Source organism: Bacteroidia bacterium, assembly GCA_019695265.1.
Classification (GTDB): Bacteria; Bacteroidota; Bacteroidia; order JAIBAJ01; family JAIBAJ01; genus JAIBAJ01.
On record JAIBAJ010000058.1, the window covers coordinates 1 to 22,065 of the forward strand.

Consider the following 22,065-nt stretch of genomic DNA (forward strand, 5'->3'; position numbering starts at 1 on the left):
TTAAACGAAAAATGGCGTCTAAAGGTGGTTTTTAGACAAACTGACGATAGAGGTAAGTAGCCCACAGGAGCACGCGGCGCTAGCCAAGTGCTACGAGGACTACAACCGATAGCGTGACCCGAACGCCGCTCGCAATAGGTTTAAAAAATGCAGTAAACTTGGAAGGCGGAAGGGGGCCCGCCAAATTCTTAAAACCAATGGAACCCAAAAAAACTAGCCGAATTATTTAGTTTTCAACCTACTAAACGTTTGTATTATTCTGGGGTCAAAACAAGAAAGTTTCACCTATTTCCCTTTGTTACTGAAAGCTTTACATTTGCCATCCGATTTTACCCCGACATGAAAAAAGGACTGTTTACTCTTCTTTCTTTTTTAACTTTTTCAAGCTATTTATTTTCACAAACTGCCGTTCCGCCTCAGCGTACCTGCGGAACCCAACTTCCACCACCGGAATATGAGGAATGGTTTTCGCAAAAAGTAGCTGAATATGTTGCCAATCAGCAGTTTAATAGAACAGAGGCCATTAATTACACCATTCCGGTTATTATCCATATAATTCATAGCGGAACAGCAGTTGGATCAGGGCCTAATATTTCAATGGCTCAGGCCCAATCGCAAATTCCTATTCTGAATGCCGACTATGCCGGAACCAATGCCGATATAAGCAGTGTTCCATCGGTGTTTAACAGTGTGAAAGCAGGAAATACAGGTATTCAATTTTGTTTGGCAAAAGTGGACCCAAGCGGGAATATTTTGTCTGAATATGGAATTGAACGAATTAACCGTGTTAGCAGGGGATGGTCAGACCCCAACAACATGAGTTCCAACGCTTTGCAATCTTATTTCGATCAAACCATTAAACCGGCCACCATTTGGGATCCGACCAAGTACCTGAATGTTTGGGTAACAGCGGCTGATGCAAGCGGATTATTGGGATATGCCTCGTTTCCGGCAGGATCCGGACTTACCGGTTTGTCGGGTGTAGAAACAGCTACAACCAGCGGAGTTGTGATTAACTATACCGCTTGGGGAAATATTGGATCGGCAGCCTCTCCATATAACCTGGGCAGAACCGCTACCCATGAAATTGGGCATTGGCTGGGATTGCGTCACGTATGGGGTGATGGAACCTGTGCAACGGATTATTGCGGCGATACTCCGGCAGCCCAAACGGCCAATTATGGATGCAAAAGCCATCCCTATAACACAGGAGGATGCTCCGGAAATACAACAGGAGAAATGTTTATGAACTACATGGACTACTCGGATGATGCCTGTATGTATATGTTCACCCTCAACCAATCAACACGAATGCAAACCGCCATGGCCAATGGCACTTACCGGATTGGTTTAAACTCTTCGGGCAAATGCAACACCCCGTATGCACTGGATATTGGAGTTACGGCAATAACCAATCCGGTTGCCGGAAGTTCGAGCTGCAATACCAGCGTAACTCCAATAATTACTTTATCTAATTCGGGTAGTTCTACCGTTACCTCTGCAACCATTACCTACTCCTACGATGGAGGCACTGCTTCCACCTACTCCTGGAGCGGGAGTTTGGCGTCCGGAGCTACTACTTCTATTACCTTACCTGCAAGTCCTTCTCTTTCAGTAGCAACCCATACCTTTACAGCTAGTTCAAGCTTGCCCAATGGCTCTGCCGACCAAAACACTTCGAATGATGCCAGCACGGTTTCATTTACTATTGCTACCCCCACCTTAACTGCTTTGCCCTTTTCGCAAGGTTTTCAGAGTACTACTTTTGTACCAACCGGGTGGACTCTCAATAACAGCAATGGGGATGGTACCTGGACCCGTACAACTACTGCGGGAGGTTTCGGAACAAGTTCTGCTTCGGCCCGAATGGATAACTATTCACCCAATACTACGAATGCCGGAACTATTGACGAATTGCTGACTCCAACCTTTGGCTTGGTAGGCTATTCGTCCGCTACTCTTACTTTTGACGTGGCTCATGCCCGTTACAATTCCACCAATATCGATTCCCTTATTGTTCTGTGTTCAACCGATTGTGGTGTAACCTGGACCCGTCTTTATAACAAAGGTGGTTCCGGTTTGGCTACTGCGCCGGATAAATCCAATGCTATTTTTGTTCCGACTTCCAGCCAATGGCGAACCGAAACCATTGATTTAACGCCATACGTTGGACAATCCAATATCAAGTTTGCATTTCGCAGCAGAGCCGGTTGGGGACAAACGGTTTATTTAGACAATATAAACTTAACTGCTATTACTGCATCGGTACAGGCCGGAGTTAGCATAGCTCAAACCAGTGGAACCAATCCCATTTGTGCAGGCAGCTCAGCAACCTTTACGGCATCGGCTACCAATGGTGGATCTGCTCCTTCCTACCAATGGAAGGTGAATGGGGTGAATGTAGCGACAGGTGCATCTTTTACAACAACTACCCTGGCAAGCGGAGATGTAGTTTCCTGCGTTTTAACTTCGAATTTAGCTGGAGTAACAAATAACCCGGCAACATCAAATTCAATTACTATGACCGTTAATCCGGTTCCTGGAACACCGGTGGTAAACAGCAATAGTCCACTTTGTTCCGGAAACACCCTTAACCTTACTACTGCAACAGTTGCCGGAGCCACTTATGCCTGGTCGGGACCAAATTCCTATACCAGTACCAGCCAAAATCCTACCCGTTCATCCGCTACCACTGCTATGTCGGGAACCTATAGTTTAACCATTACTGCCAATGGATGTACCAGTGCTGCCGGAAGTGCAACAGTAACCATTAATCAAACCCCAGGCACCCCTACTCCAACCGGAAATAGTCCGGTTTGCTCAGGAAATGCCATTAACCTTAGCACCAATGCTGTAAGCAATGCCACCTATGCCTGGTCAGGACCTTCATCGTTTAGTTCCTCCTCACAAAACCCCAGCATCAGTAATTCCACATCGGCTATGTCGGGAACCTATAGCCTAACTACTACAGTTAATGGTTGTACCAGCCAGGCCGGAACGGTTGCCATAACGGTAAACAATGCTCCTGCTACACCAAGTCCTTCCTCCAATGCCCCGATTTGTGCCGGTGCCACCTTAAATTTAAGTACGGCCACAGTTAGCAATGCCACTTATGCCTGGACCGGACCAAACGGGTTCACCAGCACCCAGCAAAACCCTAGCCTTAGCAATGCCACCACTTCCATGTCAGGAACCTATTCTTTGGTTGTTTCTGCCAATGGTTGCAGCAGTTTGGCAGGTACAGTAGCCGTTACAGTAAATAGTTCAGCCACCACCCCCAATGCATCCAGCAATAGTCCGGTTTGCTCCGGTGGAACACTCAACTTGAGTACTACCGTTACCGGTGCCACCTACGTCTGGACCGGGCCAAACGGATATACCAGTACTCAACAAAACCCAAGCATTACTAATTTAACATCGGCCAATGCCGGAACGTATACTTTAACTGTTAGCTCGGGCAATTGTACCAGCCAGCCGGCTTCCATATCAGTAGTGGTTAATAGCGCTTTGGCTACTCCAACTATCACCACGAATAGTCCGGTTTGTGTTGGAAATACCATCAACTTATCCACCCCGGCTATAAGCAATGCAAGTTATGCCTGGACAGGTCCAAATGGCTTCACCAGTACCCAACAAAATCCAAGTATTACCAACGCAGGAACAGCTAATGCAGGAACTTACTCGGTGGTGATAACATCAGGTAATTGTAGCAGTCCGGCTGCAAGCTCAGCTGTCATTGCCTTACCAACAGTTGTTCCTACAATCTCCATTTCCAGTAATCCTGCCAATACAACCATTTGTCCGGGTGATGCCATTAGCTTCAACGCCAATGTAAGCAATGGTGGAACTAGCCCAAGCTATTCATGGCTTGTAAACAACACTTTACAAAACGGGGCTAATTCGGCAACCTTTTCCGGTTCAACGTTTACCGGTGGAGAAACCATTCAATGCCAGGTAGTTTCATCGACTGCCTGTGCCAACCCAAGCAACGCCAGCAGCAATACCTTAACCATTGTTGTAGATGCGGTTGCAACTCCGGTAATTACTGCCAACGGAAATGATTTGGTTTCAAGTCCGGCTTCCGGTTACCAGTGGTTCTTAAATGGGGTTATCATTTCCGGTGCTACTTCGCAAACGTATACCCCAACAGCAGTTGGAAACTATACCGTAGTAACCACCAACGGAACCTGTTCGTCAAGCCCATCGGCACCGTACAATGTAATTACTGTTGGAATCAACAATCCTCTTACGACCGGCAATTGGAATATTTATCCTAATCCTTCAACCGGCTTGTTTATGATAAACTATTCCGGTAACAAAACAAGCACCTTGCAGATTCAAATCAGGGATATTATTGGTAAAACCATTCTGTTTCAGGAGGTAAAAACAAATCCCGGTTCCATTTCCATTCCGTTGAATCTGGAACAGGAAGCCAATGGTATTTATACACTTGAACTTCGCAATACCGATTTCAAAACCGTTCAAAAATTGATTTTAGAAAAATAGTTTGGATTTTTTTTGAAACACTATTTTAAAATGAGCAATACCTTTGTAAACAATGAAAAGGGTATTGCTCATTTTTCCTTTGGTGGCTTTGCTGTCATTCAAGCCTGGAAATCCAACCATTAAAATTGCCTTGGTAAAGTACAATGGTGGAGGAGATTGGTATGCCAACCTTCAAACCTCTTTACCCAACCTCATCTCCTTTTGTAATAAAAACCTGGGAACAAGTATTGATCCCCAACAAGCCATTGTTGAAGTAGGTAGTCCTGAAATATTCAATTACCCTTTTATGCATATCACCGGACATGGAAACATTGTGTTTTCAGAAAAGGAAGCGGAAAACCTTCGCAACTACTTAATGGCTGGTGGTTTTCTGCACATTGACGATAATTACGGGATGGATAAATTTATTCGACCACAATTAAAAAAGGTATTTCCGGAATTGGATTTGGTTGAATTGCCTTATTCTCATCCCATTTACCATCAGAAATTCGAATTCAAAAATGGATTGCCTAAAATCCATGAACATGACAACAAGCCACCCCAAGGTTTTGGTTTAATTTACCAAGGTCGTTTGGTTTGTTTTTATAGCGTAGAATGTGATTTAGGCGATGGTTGGGAGGATCCTGAAGTACATCGCGATAGTCCGGAAGCTAGAGAAAAAGCATTAAAAATGGGAGCCAATTTAATTCAATACGCATTCACCGGAGGAGAGTAGTGCTTACCTTTAGCCCATGACTACCCTTGTCTTTGCCACCCACAATTCCAAAAAAATTCTCGAACTAAAAAGCCTCCTTCCCGAAGGATTTTCGGTTGTGTCAGCCGCCGAACTGGAGGTTCCCGAACCCGAAGAAACCGGAACCACACTCGAAGAAAACTCATCGTTAAAAGCAAATTTTGTTTTTAACCATTGCCTAAAACCATCCTTGGCCGACGATTCCGGACTGGAAGTAGATGCCCTCCAAGGCCGTCCGGGAGTTTATTCTGCACGTTATGCCGGAGAACCTAAAAGCGACCTCGCTAATCTTCAGCTTGTCTTATCCGAACTAGGGAATTCTTCCAATCGGTCTGCCCAATTCAGAACCATACTCAGCTACCGCGACCAAAACGGAATTTATCAGTTCGAAGGCATAATTCGCGGACATTTAACCCTTCAACCCCGTGGTGAAAATGGCTTTGGCTACGACCCAATCTTTATTCCGGAAGGAGAAACCAAAACCTTTGCCGAAATGTCCCTCTCCGAAAAAAATCAATATAGTCACCGGGCAAAAGCATTCCAAAAATTCCTTACCTTTATTGAAGGACAATAAACCCAGACCAACTGATGGCAAATCGACTTTCCGGCCTACTTAATCAATTGCTGCCTTGGTTCTTTGGCTTTTCATTGTTCTGGACTATCAGCCCCTTCCCCTTTCCTTTTGGCAATCAGGATCCTTATTTCTTCTGGTCATACAATACCAGCCTGAATCAGCTTCTAAACCATGACTTTTTATCGGTTCAGCCCGACCCCTTTCCCTTATTTTCAATCCTGTTTAAATACGTCCCGGCTTGGTTTTATCCCATCGCCTCTCACCTTATCTTCTTTTTACTGGCAGTGGTTTATTTCGTTTCCTTTTCTAAACTACTCCAAGGCAAACTAAATAGGCAGACCTGGATATTGCCGGGCTTGTTTCTTGTAGCTCATTCCTCATTTGTTTGGAGTGGTTTCATGAACCATGCTTTTAACCTCGACCTACGGTGGTTTTGGCACCATGGTATCGCCGGCCAGGGTTTGTTATTTGGTTACCTGCAACCAAGTGCTTGGGGCGTTTTCCTGCTCCTCGCTTTGGTTTATTCCATTCAACAAAAATGGAAAGGTTTCCTGATTTGTTTAAGCATTGTCGGAGCCTTCCATGCCAATTATATTTTGCTTGGTGGAATGATTTTACTGGTAGTGTTTTACTACTATCCCAAAAAAATTCTGGCAGAATGGCCCTTGCTTCTTTGCTTGAGTGTGGCCTGGTTGCCCTATCTAGCATACAGCTACACCTATTTCAAACCCAACAACACCGAATTCAAACTCGCCTCAGAATACTTCATTCAGAACAATCCCCACCTGGACCCGTTGCATTGGTTAAACTTAGAAACCTATTTTAAAGCCGGCTTTATGGTGGTTGTTTTTGGGTTTTTCACCCGAAACTGGCATAGACAAGTATTATTGGCTATACTCGGCTTATGCCTAAGCCTTTCCATTTTGGCCTTGGTTTGGAAAAACGTTTTCCTTATTAATCTGGCTCCCTGGCGCATGAGTGTAATTCTAATGCCGGTTGCGCTTTTTCTTTTTCTATCCAAACTTAGCGACTGGTTGAGCGCATCACCCAAGGTGACCGGACTTATAGCCGGATTATTCCTGGGAATTCTTGCAGCCGAACTAAGCTTCAAAGTGTTTGGAAACCTAAATCCGAACTTTGTGGAAACCTGGAAAAAACTGGCTTTCCAAGGAATCTTAATAGCCGCATTACTTGGAATTGGTCTTGCCTATCTTCCCAAATCCCAAAACCTTGCCCCCGCCTTATTGGTTTTAGCCCTACCGGCACTTGGTGTTCTTCAACATCGCTTCGAAACCATGGAACTTGCCAAATTGCCCGAATGGGAAGCGGAAAAAGAATTGCGATCAACTCCTGATTCAAACCGGGTTTTATTATTCCCCCTCGAATTTAAATCGGTTCGTCTCCGAGCAAAAACAGCCGTTTATATCGATGCCAATGTGTATTTTTCTCCTGCTCTTCCGGAATGGAAACGCCGGCAGGAATGGAACATCGCTTTTTTCAATAACCCGAAATCCTTCTCCAAAACAGACATACGTCAACAAGGAATTACCCATTTACTTTGCAATAAAAATATCAGCCTGACCGATTCGGTTTGGGAACTTCAAAAAAGCTATTCCCACCTTCATTTGTACAAACTCCATGAGCCTTAATTCCTACTTTCACCTGCTGCTTGCCTTTTGGCGAAGAGAATGGTTGGTTCGATATGGCCAATGGGGTTGGGGTTTGCTAATCCTTTTGGCTAATCCCTCCGTCATGATTTTGCTCAAATATGGTAGCCTCGGACCCAATTCTACCCTCAAAAACCAACACGAATTTTTCTTCGGTTTGATGTGGTGGCTCTTTTTCTCCTCCCTTCTAACCAATACGGCAGCCATGGCTTCTTCTCACCGCGACCTCATCCGAAAAAACCCCTTTCCTCGCAGTATCCTACTCCTACTCCCACTTTGCCTCTCCCTGGCCGATTGGACTATCGGACTCCTACTTTTCATGTTTTATACTCTCTTCTACTACCCTGACCTTCTTTTTCAATTGGCTCATATTCCTTTCCTTCTATTAGCTCTTTTCCCTTTTGCCATTGGCATTTCAGCCCTCTTAACTTCCACACTTTTTCGCTTTCCCAAACTGCGACATCTGGTTCCATTCCTGCTCCTGCTCGGATTTGTAAGCTCTCGCTTCTTTCAGTACGATGGAAGCGCATCCTTCTTTGACCTGGTAAATCCTTTGGCCGGCTTCATGAGATATGAACATACCTTTTTCCTTTTTCACCATGTCGGACATTGTTCCTTCCCGATTTTCCCTTACAACTCCTTATTAATCAGCATCTTTTACTTCCTTGCCGGATTTATTCTCTTTAAACAAACCGCCTCCAAATTAGCCGATTTCTAATGCCTGCCATTCTCGAACTTAACCAGGTTTCCAAATACTATCCCCTAAATTTTTGGGGTAGTAAAAAAACCTGCGCCTTGGAGGATATTAATCTCAGCATCCAATCCGGCGAAAGTTGGGGAATTATCGGTCGAAACGGTGCGGGAAAATCAACCCTATTAAAACTACTCGCAGGTATTACTCAAGCCAGCTCCGGCACCATACTCCGAAAAGGGAAAGTAGCCTCCCTGATTGAATTAGGGGCAGGCTTTCACTCCGATTTGTCGGGCATGGAAAACCTAAAATTCAACGCTGCTTTGTTAGGCATGAGCAGAAACGATATTTCCTTGCTCCAGGATGAAATTATCGCCTTCGCAGGTCTCGAAGATGTCATCCACCAGCCAATTCGAACCTACTCCACCGGCATGACCATGCGACTGGCCTTTAGCATCGCAGCTCACGTAAATACCGACATCATTTTACTCGACGAAGTATTGGCAGTTGGAGATAGCTTTTTCCAACAAAAATGCTCCGAGAAAATTCAAGGTCTGAATCAAGCCGGAAGAACCATTCTCCTGGTATCTCACCAGGCAGATAGTATTCGAAACTTGTGCAAACATGCGGCATGGCTTCATCAGGGTAAACTCTTAAAAACCGGACCTACTCCCGAGGTGTTGAATTCATACCTGGGCCTGGATACCCTGGAGGCTACCCAAAAGAAAACCTGGGATTTGCCACTTAGCGAATATGGCTTCCTGGATGCCGAATGGCTGCAATATCCCATCCAAACCAATCAAATTGCACAACTTCGCTTAACCATTTCTACCCCGCAACCTGCCGAAATTGACCTTGGAATCAATATCAACGATAAAAACGGAAATTGTTTAATGCACTTTTCTAACCGGTTTCTGCATCAAACAATCCTTACCCAGCCCGGCCTAAACCAGGTATTGCTACAGTTCCAACCCCCACTTATTCCCGACAATTATGGCGTAAGCTTGTTTTTGCGCTCCGGTCATACCATCCACGATTGGAAACAAAATTGTCTTGAAATGCCCATTTCTGGCGCTATTCACGATAAGTACGAAAATCCATCGGAAATTCAAGGTCCGGTTTTAAGCAATTTTACCATTCTTCCTATTACCTAAAAAAGGCTAGAAATTAGGCTAGAAACATTTCCAAATTACCTTGATATAAACCCAAAATTGTCATTTGAAACGAAGTGAACAAATGACAAGCGCGATGGGATGTGGGATGATTTGGGTTAATCCCGAGCTAGTGTTAGTTAGGTTTTCTTTCAAACTAAAATTACTTGAAAGCCTTACTAACACTTGTCTCGAAACGTAGTTTAAAATTTCTATTGACAATTTTGGGATAAAATAATTTGGCGGGTCCCCTACGCCCTCCACATTCCCTGCAAAAGTCTAATTTCCTGCAATGGGCTTCGGGTCGGGCTATTCGTTTCAAGTCCTCGCCGCCCGGGCTAACGCCACGGTCGCCTGTGGGCTTTCCACTGCTATCCCTACCCGGACTGAACCCAATTTGTTTAGTTTTGTAATAAGCAGGTGCTAGCCCAACTTATATCAATTAGGGTACGCTGGATAAGTAACTTCTGCTTGGGTTTGCACCCCGGGCAACGATTGAGGCAAGTAGCCCACAGGACCACTATGGCGATAGCCTAGGGGGACGAGGACTACAGCCGAAAGCGTGGCCCAAACGCCAAGCAAAAAGTCGGTTCAAAACCAAGTTGTTAGTAAGGCGTTTGGGAGCCCGCCAAAAAAATCAACAAATATTCTTCCTAAACTAATTACAATTTAAACAAATGGCCTTGGTTGATCGACCTACAGACTCTGTTCCGCATGACGAATTGGTATGAACATGCAAGCGAACAGTTTGGGTAGTTGAGGAAAAATAAACCAATTCACCGGTAGAACTTGCAATACCTACGTTGGAAAGATCGGTTAAGGTTAATCTATCGGTGCCATCTGTACTGGAAAAGCGATAGAACTTTCCTGCTGCCAAAGTAACTGCAGAATATTCACCGGCAAATACAGAAGTTCCAACTGCTTCAATAGTTCCTGAATTTGCCAACACTACGGTAGAAGCAGGAAATTGATTGGTTCCCAAACACAAGGTGCAGGTGTTGATGGTTATGGATCTGCTGGCGGTTGAAACATTTAAACACTGATCCATCATGGTCAAGGTTAAGGTGCCGGAAGTCGCTGATGAAAATATGGCATTAATAGTTGAAGTTGATCCATTGACAATTGACATTCCTGTACCGGAGTAAGACCAATTGTAGGTTGAATTGCTCGATTGTGGAGCATTGAATTGAGTTGTTATATTGCTCCAAACACAAGTTGGTCCTTCAATGGACGCTACTGCAGGACTATTGACAGATACAGAAATGGATCTGGCCGGACTTTGACCGCAAGCATTGGATGCTACTACACTTAATTCGCCTCCGGTGGCTGTGCTGGTAAAATCAATAGAAACCGAATTGGCTGAATTAGTCATGGTTACACCCGTTCCGGTATAGGTCCAGGTATAGGTTAATCCGGAAACAAGGTTAACACTGTAATTTACATTGTCCTGTCCTTGACAAACGGTTGATTGAGAGGTACTAAAGATAGATGGCTGAGCAGGAGAAGAAGGTCCAAAGGTTATGGTTACATCGTCGGTGCTGGAGGTACAGGCATTGGAGATAGTCCAACGCAAGGTATAGGTAGAACCGGCAGTTCCGGTAAATTGTGTATTAGGAAGTGAAGAAGAAATCAAACTTCCTCCGGTTCCTGAAACGATTGACCAGGCTCCGGTTCCGTTCGAAGGTAAATTAGCGGCCAGGGTTGCTATTCCACCACAAACTGACGACTGGTCAGAGCCTGCTGCTGCGGTTGTGAGCGTTGGTACAAAGCTGATGTCAACATCATCAATCGAGGTTCCGCAGCTATTGGAAATGGTCCAACGCAAGGTATAGGTTGAACCGGCAGTTCCGGTAAAGGTGCTGGTGGCACTTGAAGTAGTAGTTACGGTACCACCTGTTCCACTGATGATGGACCATGCTCCTGTACCTATGGTTGCTGTATTGGCAGCCAGGGTTACCGAAGTGCCACATTTTTGCAACTGATCCGGTCCGGCATTGGAAGTTGTTGGACTTGCAGGGCCAAAGGTTATTACCACATCATCGGTGCTGGTGGTACAGCCATTGGAAATGGTCCAGCGCAAGGTATAGGCGGTTCCGGCGGTTCCGCTAAACGAAGAAGTGGCAGCCGTGCTTGAACCGAAACTTCCTCCTGTTCCGGAAACAACACTCCAGGCTCCCGTGCCATTTACAGCCGTATTTGCTGCCAAATTAGTTGGTACATTGCAGGTAAGGGTTTGATCCAATCCGGCATTAGCTGTTGTTATTGTTGGAACAAAACTAATTACTACATCATCCATCGAAGTTCCACAGCTATTGGAAATAGTCCAGCGCAAGGTATAGGTTGAACCGGCAGTTCCGGTAAAAGTGCTGGTAGCGCTGGAAGTAGTAGTTACTGTTCCGCCCGTTCCACTAATAATGGACCAGACTCCGGTTCCAACGGTTGCCGTATTGGCAGCCAAAGTTACCGAAGTACCACATTTTTGCAACTGATCCGGTCCGGCATTGGAAGTTGTTGGGCTTGCAGGGCCAAAGGTAATTACTACATCATCAGTGCTGGTGGTACAACCATTGGAAATCGTCCAACGCAAGGTATAGGCTGTTCCGGCAGTTCCGGAAAATGAAGAAGTAGCAGCCGTGCTTGAACCGAAACTTCCTCCGGTTCCGGAAACAACACTCCAGGCTCCCGTGCCATTTACAGCCGTATTAGCTGCCAAATTAGTTGGCACATTGCAGGTAAGGGTTTGATCCAATCCGGCATTAGCTGTAGTTATTGTTGGAACAAAACTAATTACTACATCATCTATGGAGGTTCCACAGCTATTGGAAATGGTCCAACGCAAGGTATAAGTAGAACCGGCAGTTCCGGTGAATGTGCTGGTGGCACTGGAAGTGGTAGTTACTGTTCCTCCTGTTCCACTAATAATGGACCAGGCTCCCGTTCCAACTGTTGGAGTATTTGCTGCCAGAGTTACCGAAGTGCCGCATTTTTGCAACTGATCCGGTCCGGCATTGGAAATGGTTGGATTGGCAGGGCCGAAACTTATGTTTACATCATCTGAGGAAGTTCCACAACCATTGGTGATGGTCCAACGCAAGGTGTAAGAACCGGAAGCCAAACCGGTAAATTGGCTGGTTGAACTGGAGGCACTTGCCAAGCTTCCTCCGGTTCCGGAAACAATAGACCAGGTTCCGCTTCCGACACCCGGTTGATTTCCGGCTAAGTTAACCGTAGTGGTTGCACAAATATTGGATTGATCCTGACCGGCATTGGCAGTAGTAACTTCCGGTAAGAAAGAAACTACTACATCATCAAACGTACTCGAACAGGAATTGCTAATAGTCCAACGTAAAGTATAGCTAGATCCGGTTGATCCCTGGAAAGTAGTATTTGGGAAAGCCGTATTTTGAAAATTTCCTCCGAAGCCGCTAACAATTGTCCAGGTTCCGGTACTGCCTGAAACCGGATAATTGGCAAGAAGAATGGTTGATGAGCCACAAATATTCAACTGATCTGCCCCGGCCTGTGCCGAAACAGGCGCATTAAATACAACCTGCATATTATCCGAGCTTGTTCCACAGGCATTGGTAATTGAATAGGTGAGTGTATAAGTAGAACCGGCAACTCCATAAAAGTTGGCAGTGGTTGCATTTATCATGCTTAAAGAACCACCCGTTCCGGAAGTGATACTCCAGGAAGGCAATCCTTCCATCGGGGTGTTTCCTGCCACAGTGGTAAACGTTCCACAAACAGCACTTTGATCTATTCCGGCATTGGCAACAGTGAGGGTTGGCACAAAAGAAATGGTTACATCATCACTCACTGTAAAACAAGAATTGGAAATCGTCCAACGAAGAATATAACTGTTACCCGGAATTCCTGTAAACCCGCTGTTATTGGCGTTTATATTGCTAATGCTTCCACCTGTTCCTGATACTATGGACCAAACAGCACTATTTCCTATACCGGGACTATTAGCAGCCAGGGTAGCACTGTTTCCGCATAAAGCCAGTTGATCTGGACCTGCATTGGAAGTTGGCAACAATCCTCCAAAACTAATTTGAACCGTATCCCTTGCTGTTTGAATACTGCAACCATCGCTCATATTCCAAACCAACAAATAGCTGGTATTTGCAGACCCCGTAAAGGTGGAAGTGGGGCTGGTTGGAGAGGAAAAGTTGGAAACGTTGCCTTGCCCTGATATGGATTCAACAGACCATGTTCCGGTTTCGAAAACAGTGGAAGGTGTATTGGCATTCAAATTAACGGTTAAGGTATTGCAAACTACTAGTTGATCAGGACCTGCATTGGAAACAGGTGAAGGGCGGAAACTAATGCTAACCAGTGCGAAGATAGAACCACAACTATTGCTTTCAGTCCAACGAAGTTGATAGGTGGTTCCCGGTAATCCGGTAAACAAGGACGTTGGACTATTCACATTTGAAAAACTACCACCGGTTCCTGATTCGATGGTCCATAAGCCGGTATTTCCGGGAGTTAATCCGGAAGCAGCAAGATTGGTTGAAGTTCCGCAAACATTCAGTTGATTAGTTCCGGCATTAAAATTAATCGGAACTCTGGAAAAAGGTGGAACTGCCGGTCCCGTGGCAATGCTTACTTCATCAAAGGAAGATTGACAACTATTTGAAAAACTCCATCGGAGGGTATAGGTAGTTTCTGGTATACCTGTAAAGGTAGTTGTAGCCAAATTCTCATTTGCAAAACTTCCTCCGGTTCCTGAAATAATTGTCCAGGTTCCTGAACTGCTTAGTGGTGTATTTCCGGCCAAGGTGGTTGTTGAGCAAACCCCGGACTGGTCGGGACCTGCATTGGCAGCATCATTATAACGGAAAGTAAGTTGCATTTCATCCTGGCTGGATGATCCACAAATGCTATTTGTTATGGTATAGCGAAGAACATAGGTTTCTCCTGGAACACCAGAAAATACAGGTGCTGCAATATTATTTTGAGAAAAACTTCCACCACTTCCACTTTGAATTGTCCATAAAACAGTTTCATTTGCGCCAGGGGTATTTCCGGATAAGGTGAAGGAAGAACCGCAAGTATTAGGACGATCTACACCTGCATTTGCGACAGTGGGTGCTGCCGGAAACGAAATAATTACCTCATCAGTACTTGAAGCTGCTCCGCATCCGGTGACATTGATACTCCAACGCAAGGTATAGGTTTGACCTATCACTCCGGTAAAGGTAGCCGTAGGATTGCTGGTAGAACTAAAAGATCCACCGGTTCCACTAACTACAGTCCATGTTTTTGTTCCGGTTATGGAAGGGTTATTTGCAGCCAATGTAACAGTATTCGTTCCACAAACATTTAATTGATCCGGACCTGCATTGGCGGCAACCGTGCTAATTTGTAATTCACAGCCATCAGCAACATTACCATTGCAATTAGCCCAGCCGTTATTGCAACTGGCAATTGTAATTAAACCGTTCACACAAGTCGGGGTAGCATTTGGCAATGAAGTACCAGTATTTCCGCATGCTCCGCAATTCGACACATTGTTATTAAGGTTTACCTCACATCCATTGGCCGGATTTCCATCGCAATTGGCAAATCCGGAAGTACAAGTAATAACACAAACCCCATTAACACAGGTATTGGTACCATTGGCTACAGTTGGACAAGAATTAAAACTAATTTGAACATCATCAGTTACCGTGTTTACCCCATTTCCAACCGACCACCTTAAGGTATACGTATTTCCCAATTGACCGGTAAAAGTTGAAGTGGCAGAACTTGGTGTGGTTATGCTTCCTCCGGTTCCGGAAATGATAGTCCACAACCCAATTGCAGGAGCTGCAGTATTGGCTGCCAAGGTAGCTGTAGTGGTGCAGAACAAAGTTTGATCAGGTCCTGCATCTGCTGATATAGGTGTAGAAAGGTTAAACTCGCAACCATTGGAAGTTATTCCATCGGCATTGGACCATCCGCTTTGACAAGAAACTAAAACACAAACTCCGGCATTACAAGCACTTATAGCATTGGGTAAATTGCAGGCATGTCCACAAGATCCACAGTTGTTTATATCATTTACTAAATTTACACAACCGCTTCCGCAAAAGGTTTGCCCAACTGGACAACATTGTTCGTCAACCTGACCATCACAATCATCATCAATGGTATTTCCACAAATTTCAGTTGCACCCGGACGAATGTTTAGGTTAGCATCATTGCAATCCCCACCCATAGTTACAAATCCAACCGGTTGTTGGCAACTTACAACTGACCCGGAAAAAGTACCAAATCCATCCCCGTCCTGGTCAGGATAATAAGTTGTGCCTGTCTGAAAGGTTAAACTTACTTCATCATGAACTGAAACACCACAGGTATTGGTAACCGTCCATCTCAATACATAAGTTGATCCGGAGGAGCCTGTAAAGTTAGATGTGGGTGAAGTTGGACTGGAAAGTGTTCCACCTGTACCGGAAACAATGGTCCACAAACCAGTTAAACCGGGCGAAAGAGTATTGCCCGAAAGTGCTAAGGTATAAGGACATAGGTTGGTTTGATCTGCACCTGCCGAGGCTGAAACGGTTGCACAAGTATCACAATTGGATTTCCAGGCACCGCCAAGTCTGAATTCGAAACAATTGATCGTTGTGTTATAAATCACCAAACCGTCGGGTGGACTTGCAATAGCGTTCCTTTGAGTGGTGGTAAGTCGAGGAAATAATACCCCTTTGTTGGAGGAGGTGAAATCGGCAACCGCTGATGCATTTGGTGTGGCTGTTCCTACCCCTAACTGATTGGTTGTTTTATCATAAACAAAGTTCGAACCGGCACCTAAAACTCCTCCATCATTAAAAACAATTTGTTTATCTGACCCTGGAGCGCTTACATTGGACGAGGAAAGGGATTGCCAGGAAGCCAAGCCCGCTGCATCGGAAACCAAAGCCTTACCGGCACCGGGGTTACCTCCGGTAATTTTTAATTGTCCATCCACTTGGGTTTGGCCAACTACATGCAAACGGCTAACCGGTGCTGTAGTACCAATACCAACATTGGCTGTTATTGTAGCTCCATTGGCACCTGAAACGCTACCTAAAACCACCACATTGGCTGCCGTTGCAGTTGAATTGGTTCCAATAGCTGTAGAATTTGTTGCCGTTGCTTTGGCATTATAACCAATGGCAATGCTATTTAAACCTTCCCCATTGGCATTATTACCTATTCCAATTGCATTGCTTGTTGTAGCACCAACTTGAGCATTGGTACCCAAAGCCAAATTTCCTGATCCTGTTGTACTTAAGGTCCCTGCATAACTGCCAATAAACGTGTTATTGGAGCCGGTAGTTACTCCATCCGTACCAAATCCTGCACTCCGGCCAATAAATGTATTTCTGAATCCGGTATTGTAATAACCGGCATTCATTCCGATATAAGCATTTTCATAACCATTGGAACTAAATCCGGCATTTACACCAATAAAAGCGTTTTGATAACCGGTTGTTAATAGCCGCCCGGCGTTTGTTCCCAAAATAACATTCTGATTACCTGTTGTTAGCGCTCTGCCTGAATTCTGACCACCCACAAAGTTGGAAGTTCCGGTTGTAACAGCTAAACCACTCGTTAATCCAAGAAATAAGTTACCACTACCCCCTCTGGAATGAATCATCTCCGCATTGTTAAATCGAATTCCAAATCCGGAAGCCAAATTCAAATTTCCCGTAACATCCAATTTCTGAACAGGTGAAGTAGTTCCAATTCCAACATTGGTGCCATTGTTAAAAATGGTCGAAGTTGCCTCCCAGGTTCCGGCATTGTTTCGAATGGTTTGTCCGTTTGTACCCACAAAATCAATGGCACGGTCTGCTCCTCCGGCATTCTCTGCATATAAAGCATAAGGAACCGACAATAATTGCGTTACACCGGTCAAAGTATAATCGGTATCCTCCAATTTTTTAAACTCTACTTTTATCCATCTGGAGTTAGCCCCCCAATCAATAGTACTAAATTCACCAATTGTCGGAGAACCTTTACCAATAGAAAACACTACTAAACCCAATTCATTGGTCTGAGCCAAATGCTTTTCCTGATAAATGACATCCCCTTCGGAATTCCCATTTAATATGGAAATACGGAATGAAACGGTTTGATTGCCTAATAATTCACCGGAACCGGTTCTTACAACGGCCTGATAATTAAATGCTTGAGGAGCCTGAGAAAAACTTTGAAAGCTAAAAAAACAAATAAAACCTACAGAAAGGAGTACATTTTTAAACATAAATATAGGAGGGGATAGTTTTGGTAGTAAGTATCAAATTGGGATTGCTAATCTACCATAATTTCAAGTTGGTCTTACATTTTTCGACAAGCAACCACAAAAAGACTACCAATTTCCTAGACTACTACTTTCCTTTTGGGGTGGACACCAAATTCAATCCTAAAGTGAATGCTTCCTATCCTAAAAAAGTGGTATACCACAACGATTTAGTCTACCACCTCCATCAAAGTTCGAAATGACAAACACTTATCCTGATAGCGATCCAATACTTCCTGGCGCAATTTAGGTGCAAAGTGTTGGTCGTACCGATGGAATTCTGCAAGGGAAGAAGCAAAATACTGAATTGCGTAAGTTACACCTGAGTCTTCAGTTCCCAATAACCTGCACATGCGATACGAGGTGAAACAGCCGGTTCCAACCACATCCTTTACATGCTTAGTCTTCATCCAGTTCAACCAATCCAAATGGATGCTGTCCTCCACATTTACGGTTACATTGTAGATGATCATGATTTTTTCAAATAGGTTCGATCAATGATGTTGTACCAAATTATGCAATACAAAGCCCGAAAGGCATCTTTCATACCTATTTTCTTGCCTTCATCGTAAGTTCTTCCGTAATAGGAAATTCCTACTTCATAAATTCTAACCTTAGGCCATCGAGCAACTTTAGCGGTAACCTCCGGTTCAAAACCAAATCTTTTCTCCTTCAAAATCAAACTTTTGATGATATCGGCACGGAAAAGCTTGTAGCAGGTTTCCATGTCGGTAAGATTTAAATCGGTAAACATATTGGAAATAAAGGTGAGGATTTTATTGCCTATGGTATGCCAAAAGAAAAGTATACGGTGGGGGTTTCCACCCATAAACCTGGAACCATATACCACATCGGCAAAACCACTTAACATAGGCTTAAGCAAAAGATTGTATTCCTCCGGATCATATTCCAAATCGGCATCCTGAACCACAATCCAATCTCCTTGTGATTCTTCAATTCCTTTGTGCAATGCGGCACCTTTTCCGCTGTTTTGGTTAAGATTAAATAGTCTGATTTCCGCTTCAGGGTGATGTTGAATGTATCGCTCTATGGCTTCCTTGGTATTATCAGTAGAGCAATCATTAACTAAAACAATTTCCTTTCCGATTCCTTGCAATAATTCAACAGCCAATACTCTATCCAAAATTAAATGGATGGTTTTCTCTTCATTGTAAGCAGGAATTACAACCGATAATTTTTTTCCCATTTGTGTTGGAAGACCAAAGCCTTAAAAGCTCCAATTATAGGTATTAAGTTCCTGAATACATTGAGTCAGAAGGGAGATACTTCCTTCAATATCTTGCTTGTGAGCAGTTTCAATTACCTGATGAATATGACGAGTAGGAATAGAAACACAACCGGTAATGGCACCACCGGCAGTCATTTTTTGCAACGCTGAGGTGTCGGTTCCTCCGGCTGGTAATAATTCAGGCTGCCACTTAATTTCATGTCTATTCGCCACTTCTTTCATATAGGCAACCATTCTGTAATCACAAACCACACTGGAATCCATAATTTTAATGGCCGTTCCATCTCCCAGCTTAGTTACTTGCTCATGGGCAATACTTCCTGGTACGTCGTATGCTATGGTCGTATCAAGGCCAAAACCAAAATCAGGTTGAACGCTTAGGGTAGCAGCCTGAGCACCTCTAACCCCAATTTCTTCCTGAACCGTAAATACTGCATACACATCATATGGAACATCCTTTAAACGACGCAGTGTTTCGATCAGGATATAAACAGCTATTCGGTTATCAATAGATTTACCATTGATACATTCACCCATTTCAATCAAACTACGTTCTCTGGTAACGACATCACCGGGTTTAACCAACTTCTCTACATCTTCCTTTTTCATACCCAAATCGATAAAATAGTCAGTTATTTTGGCTGTTTTAGCCCTTTCTTCCATAGACATCACATGAATAGGCTTACTTCCCATCACACCGATTAAATCTTGGGTACCATGGACAATTACACGCTGGGCGGTTAGCGTTTTGGGGTCGAAACCTCCCAAAGGATGAAAACGCAAAAATCCATTTTCATCAATGTGATTCACAATAAAGGAAATCTCGTCCATGTGGGCTGCAACCATTACCTTCTTTCTTTCCTTACCCTTCTTTACAGCATACACATTTCCCATATTGTCGGTATAAAGTTCATCCACCAGGGATTTTACTTCATTCATAACTACCTGGCGAATACGTTGTTCGTACCCCGGAGCTCCCGGCGTTTCGTGAACCAAACGCAACAGATCAAAATTTAAGGCCATAACTATTTTATCAAGAATGGCAAAAGTAGGAAAAGCTGTTGAATTTATCGACTACAATTGTGGCTGCTTGTCGTTGAGTCTCAAGACCATTATGCTTGCCGGCTCTTCCACACTTGCCAGATTGGGCTAATTGTGGGGTACAAAAGGTTGAACTTGAATAAAAAATTGGGAAATCGCAGCAACAAAATTGCCCAATTCAAACTTGCGTTTAGCTTTGCAATGCAGGAATTTGAACATGAGTAAACTATTTAGAAAGAAATCGGTTGAGAAAATTATGGCCGAAGCTAATGCCGGACATGGCGACCACGAAGTTTCCCTACACAAAAATTTAGGCGTTAGAGATTTAACCGCTTTGGGTATTGCAGCCATTATCGGTGCCGGTATTTTCAGCACCATTGGTACTGCCAGCGCTAATGGTGGACCCGGAGTAATTTTCCTGTTCATCTTTACCGCCATTGCATGTGGCTTTGCTGCTTTTGCGTATGCCGAATTTGCCTCCATGGTTCCTGTTTCAGGTAGCGCTTACACTTATAGCTATGTGGCATTTGGTGAATTAATTGCCTGGATTATAGGCTGGGCACTTATCATGGAATACGCCATCGGAAACATCACCGTTGCCATTTCCTGGTCAGAATACTTTTGCAGATTACTCGAAAACACCGCCTGGGAAGTGCCTCAATGGCTTAGGATGGACATCGTTTCCGCCTATGAAAATTTCGACAAAGCCCAGGCTCTGCTTCAAGCCGGAAAAAGCTTTTCAGACCTTGATTTATCCTTGCAAAATGCTGTAACAGCCTACCAAACTGCACCTGATTTTGCCGGACTTAAACTTATATTTAATTTACCGGCTATTGCCATTCTGATCTTAATGACTTGGTTAGTTTACAGGGGAATTCAAGAATCAAAAAATGCCGGAAACTTCATGGTATTAGTCAAATTGGCCGTTATTCTGCTGGTAATAATTGTTGGAGCCCAATATGTAAATGTTGAAAACTGGTCAGATTTTACTCCAAACGGAATTTCAGGAATATTGAAAGGTGTTTCATCGGTGTTTTTTGCCTACATTGGTTTCGACGCCATTAGCACCACCGCGGAAGAATGCAAAAACCCCCAACGTGATTTGCCTCGGGGAATGATGTATTCCATTCTGATTTGCACAGTGGTGTATGTTATCATTGCCTTGGTTCTTACCGGAATAGTAAGTTATGATAAACTGGCCGTTGGCGATCCCCTGGCCTTTGTTTTCGATTACATACATGTGGGATGGATGGCAAAAATTGTAGCCGTTAGCGCCGTTATTGCCACTGCCTCGGTGATTTTGGTTTTCCAATTGGGCCAGCCCCGTATTTGGATGGCCATGAGTCGCGATGGATTGCTTCCCAAAGCCTTTTCTAAAATTCATCCCCGATTTAAAACCCCTTCCTTTGCCACTATCATTACCGGAATTGTAGTTGTTATTCCTTGCCTGTTTATGAACCTCACCTTTGTTACCGACCTCTGTTCTATTGGCACCTTGTTTGCCTTTGTTCTGGTTTGTGCCGGAGTGTTAAAACTCAATGCAACTCCTGGCTCACCTCAAGGCAGTTTTAAAACACCTTATATCAATTCCCGCTTTGTAATGCCGGCATTGGTGGCTATTGGTATTGGCGTCGCTTTGATTTACTTCCCCACACAAACCAAGAATTTTATTACCAATGCTCCTCAGTTAAATCCGGTTTCCGATATTTTAACTTCTGCTTCTCCGGAACAAATATCAGCAGCTAAAACTCATATTTCTGCTTCAGATTCTTTAAATTTTGTAAAATCGGAAGGAGATTTGGAAAGTTACTTTACCGCCCTTCCCGAAGATCAATTGCCATCTTCCCTACAGGCATCGGGATTTTCCAAACAGGCCATTTACAGCTCCGGTTGGGAACTTTTCCGCCATAAAATTCCGCATTGGACCTTTTTACTGGTGGTGTTGGGTCTTACCGTTTTGAGCATTTCCAAACAATTTTCACTAATTCCCTTGCTTGGTTTAACCAGTTGCCTTTATATGATGGCTGAACTGGGACTAAAAAACTGGATAGGTTTTGGAATTTGGCTGGTGGTTGGACTAATTATCTATTTTGGTTACAGCTATAAAAACTCCAAATTAGCCAAAGTCGGTTAAATTCAGGAAAGGTTTGTAATCCAGATGGTTGGATTCAG

At 44.1% G+C, this 22,065-nt stretch carries 11 protein-coding genes; 7 read left to right on the forward strand and 4 right to left on the reverse strand.

The features are described from left to right. Window positions 1-339 precede the first annotated feature (339 nt). Genes K1X82_09515 through K1X82_09540 form a run of 6 tightly spaced genes read left to right on the forward strand, consistent with a single transcriptional unit; the run spans window position 340 to window position 9,325 of the window. Window positions 340-4,506 carry a T9SS type A sorting domain-containing protein gene (locus K1X82_09515; GenBank protein ID MBX7182338.1) on the forward strand — a complete coding sequence of 1,389 codons (4,167 nt, stop codon included), beginning with the start codon at window positions 340-342 and terminating at the stop codon, window positions 4,504-4,506. Window positions 4,507-4,558: 52 nt separating this feature from the next. Further along, window positions 4,559-5,221 (forward strand): DUF4159 domain-containing protein, encoded by a 663-nt coding sequence (locus tag K1X82_09520; GenBank protein MBX7182339.1) that lies wholly within the window; start codon window positions 4,559-4,561, stop codon window positions 5,219-5,221. A gap of 16 nt (window positions 5,222-5,237) precedes the next feature. Continuing rightward, window positions 5,238-5,813 (forward strand): RdgB/HAM1 family non-canonical purine NTP pyrophosphatase, encoded by a 576-nt coding sequence (gene rdgB, locus K1X82_09525; protein ID MBX7182340.1) that lies wholly within the window; start codon window positions 5,238-5,240, stop codon window positions 5,811-5,813. Window positions 5,814-5,827: 14 nt separating this feature from the next. Continuing rightward, complete coding sequence (locus K1X82_09530; GenBank protein MBX7182341.1) at window positions 5,828-7,462, forward strand: hypothetical protein; 1,635 nt, start codon at window positions 5,828-5,830, stop codon at window positions 7,460-7,462. Beyond that, the gene (locus tag K1X82_09535) at window positions 7,452-8,198 is read left to right on the forward strand and encodes a hypothetical protein (GenBank protein MBX7182342.1); all 747 of its coding nucleotides are present in this window, start codon (window positions 7,452-7,454) and stop codon (window positions 8,196-8,198) included. Before K1X82_09530 ends, K1X82_09535 begins: the two co-directional genes overlap by 11 nt. Next, window positions 8,198-9,325, forward strand: coding sequence for an ATP-binding cassette domain-containing protein (locus K1X82_09540; protein ID MBX7182343.1), 1,128 nt, complete (start codon window positions 8,198-8,200; stop codon window positions 9,323-9,325). Before K1X82_09535 ends, K1X82_09540 begins: the two co-directional genes overlap by 1 nt. Before the next feature lie 655 nt (window positions 9,326-9,980). Here the strand turns inward: K1X82_09540 and K1X82_09545 are convergent. The 4 genes from K1X82_09545 to K1X82_09560 form a co-directional block, all read right to left on the reverse strand. Beyond that, window positions 9,981-17,567, reverse strand: coding sequence for a hypothetical protein (locus K1X82_09545; protein MBX7182344.1), 7,587 nt, complete (start codon window positions 17,565-17,567; stop codon window positions 9,981-9,983). A 206-nt stretch (window positions 17,568-17,773) separates the two neighbouring features. Continuing rightward, the gene (locus tag K1X82_09550) at window positions 17,774-18,076 is read right to left on the reverse strand and encodes a DUF4286 family protein (GenBank protein ID MBX7182345.1); all 303 of its coding nucleotides are present in this window, start codon (window positions 18,074-18,076) and stop codon (window positions 17,774-17,776) included. After that, entirely contained in the window at window positions 18,073-18,810 is a 738-nt protein-coding gene (locus K1X82_09555; GenBank protein ID MBX7182346.1) for a glycosyltransferase family 2 protein, read from the reverse strand. The genes K1X82_09550 and K1X82_09555 overlap by 4 nt, the downstream gene beginning before the upstream one ends. Before the next feature lie 21 nt (window positions 18,811-18,831). After that, window positions 18,832-19,875 carry a M42 family metallopeptidase gene (locus K1X82_09560; protein ID MBX7182347.1) on the reverse strand — a complete coding sequence of 348 codons (1,044 nt, stop codon included), beginning with the start codon at window positions 19,873-19,875 and terminating at the stop codon, window positions 18,832-18,834. Between the two features lie 229 nt (window positions 19,876-20,104). On the opposite strand from K1X82_09560, the gene K1X82_09565 reads away from it, so the two are divergent. After that, on the forward strand, window positions 20,105-22,027 hold the full coding sequence (locus K1X82_09565; protein ID MBX7182348.1) for an amino acid permease: 1,923 nt from the start codon (window positions 20,105-20,107) through the stop codon (window positions 22,025-22,027). The last annotated feature ends 38 nt before the right edge of the window (window positions 22,028-22,065 follow it).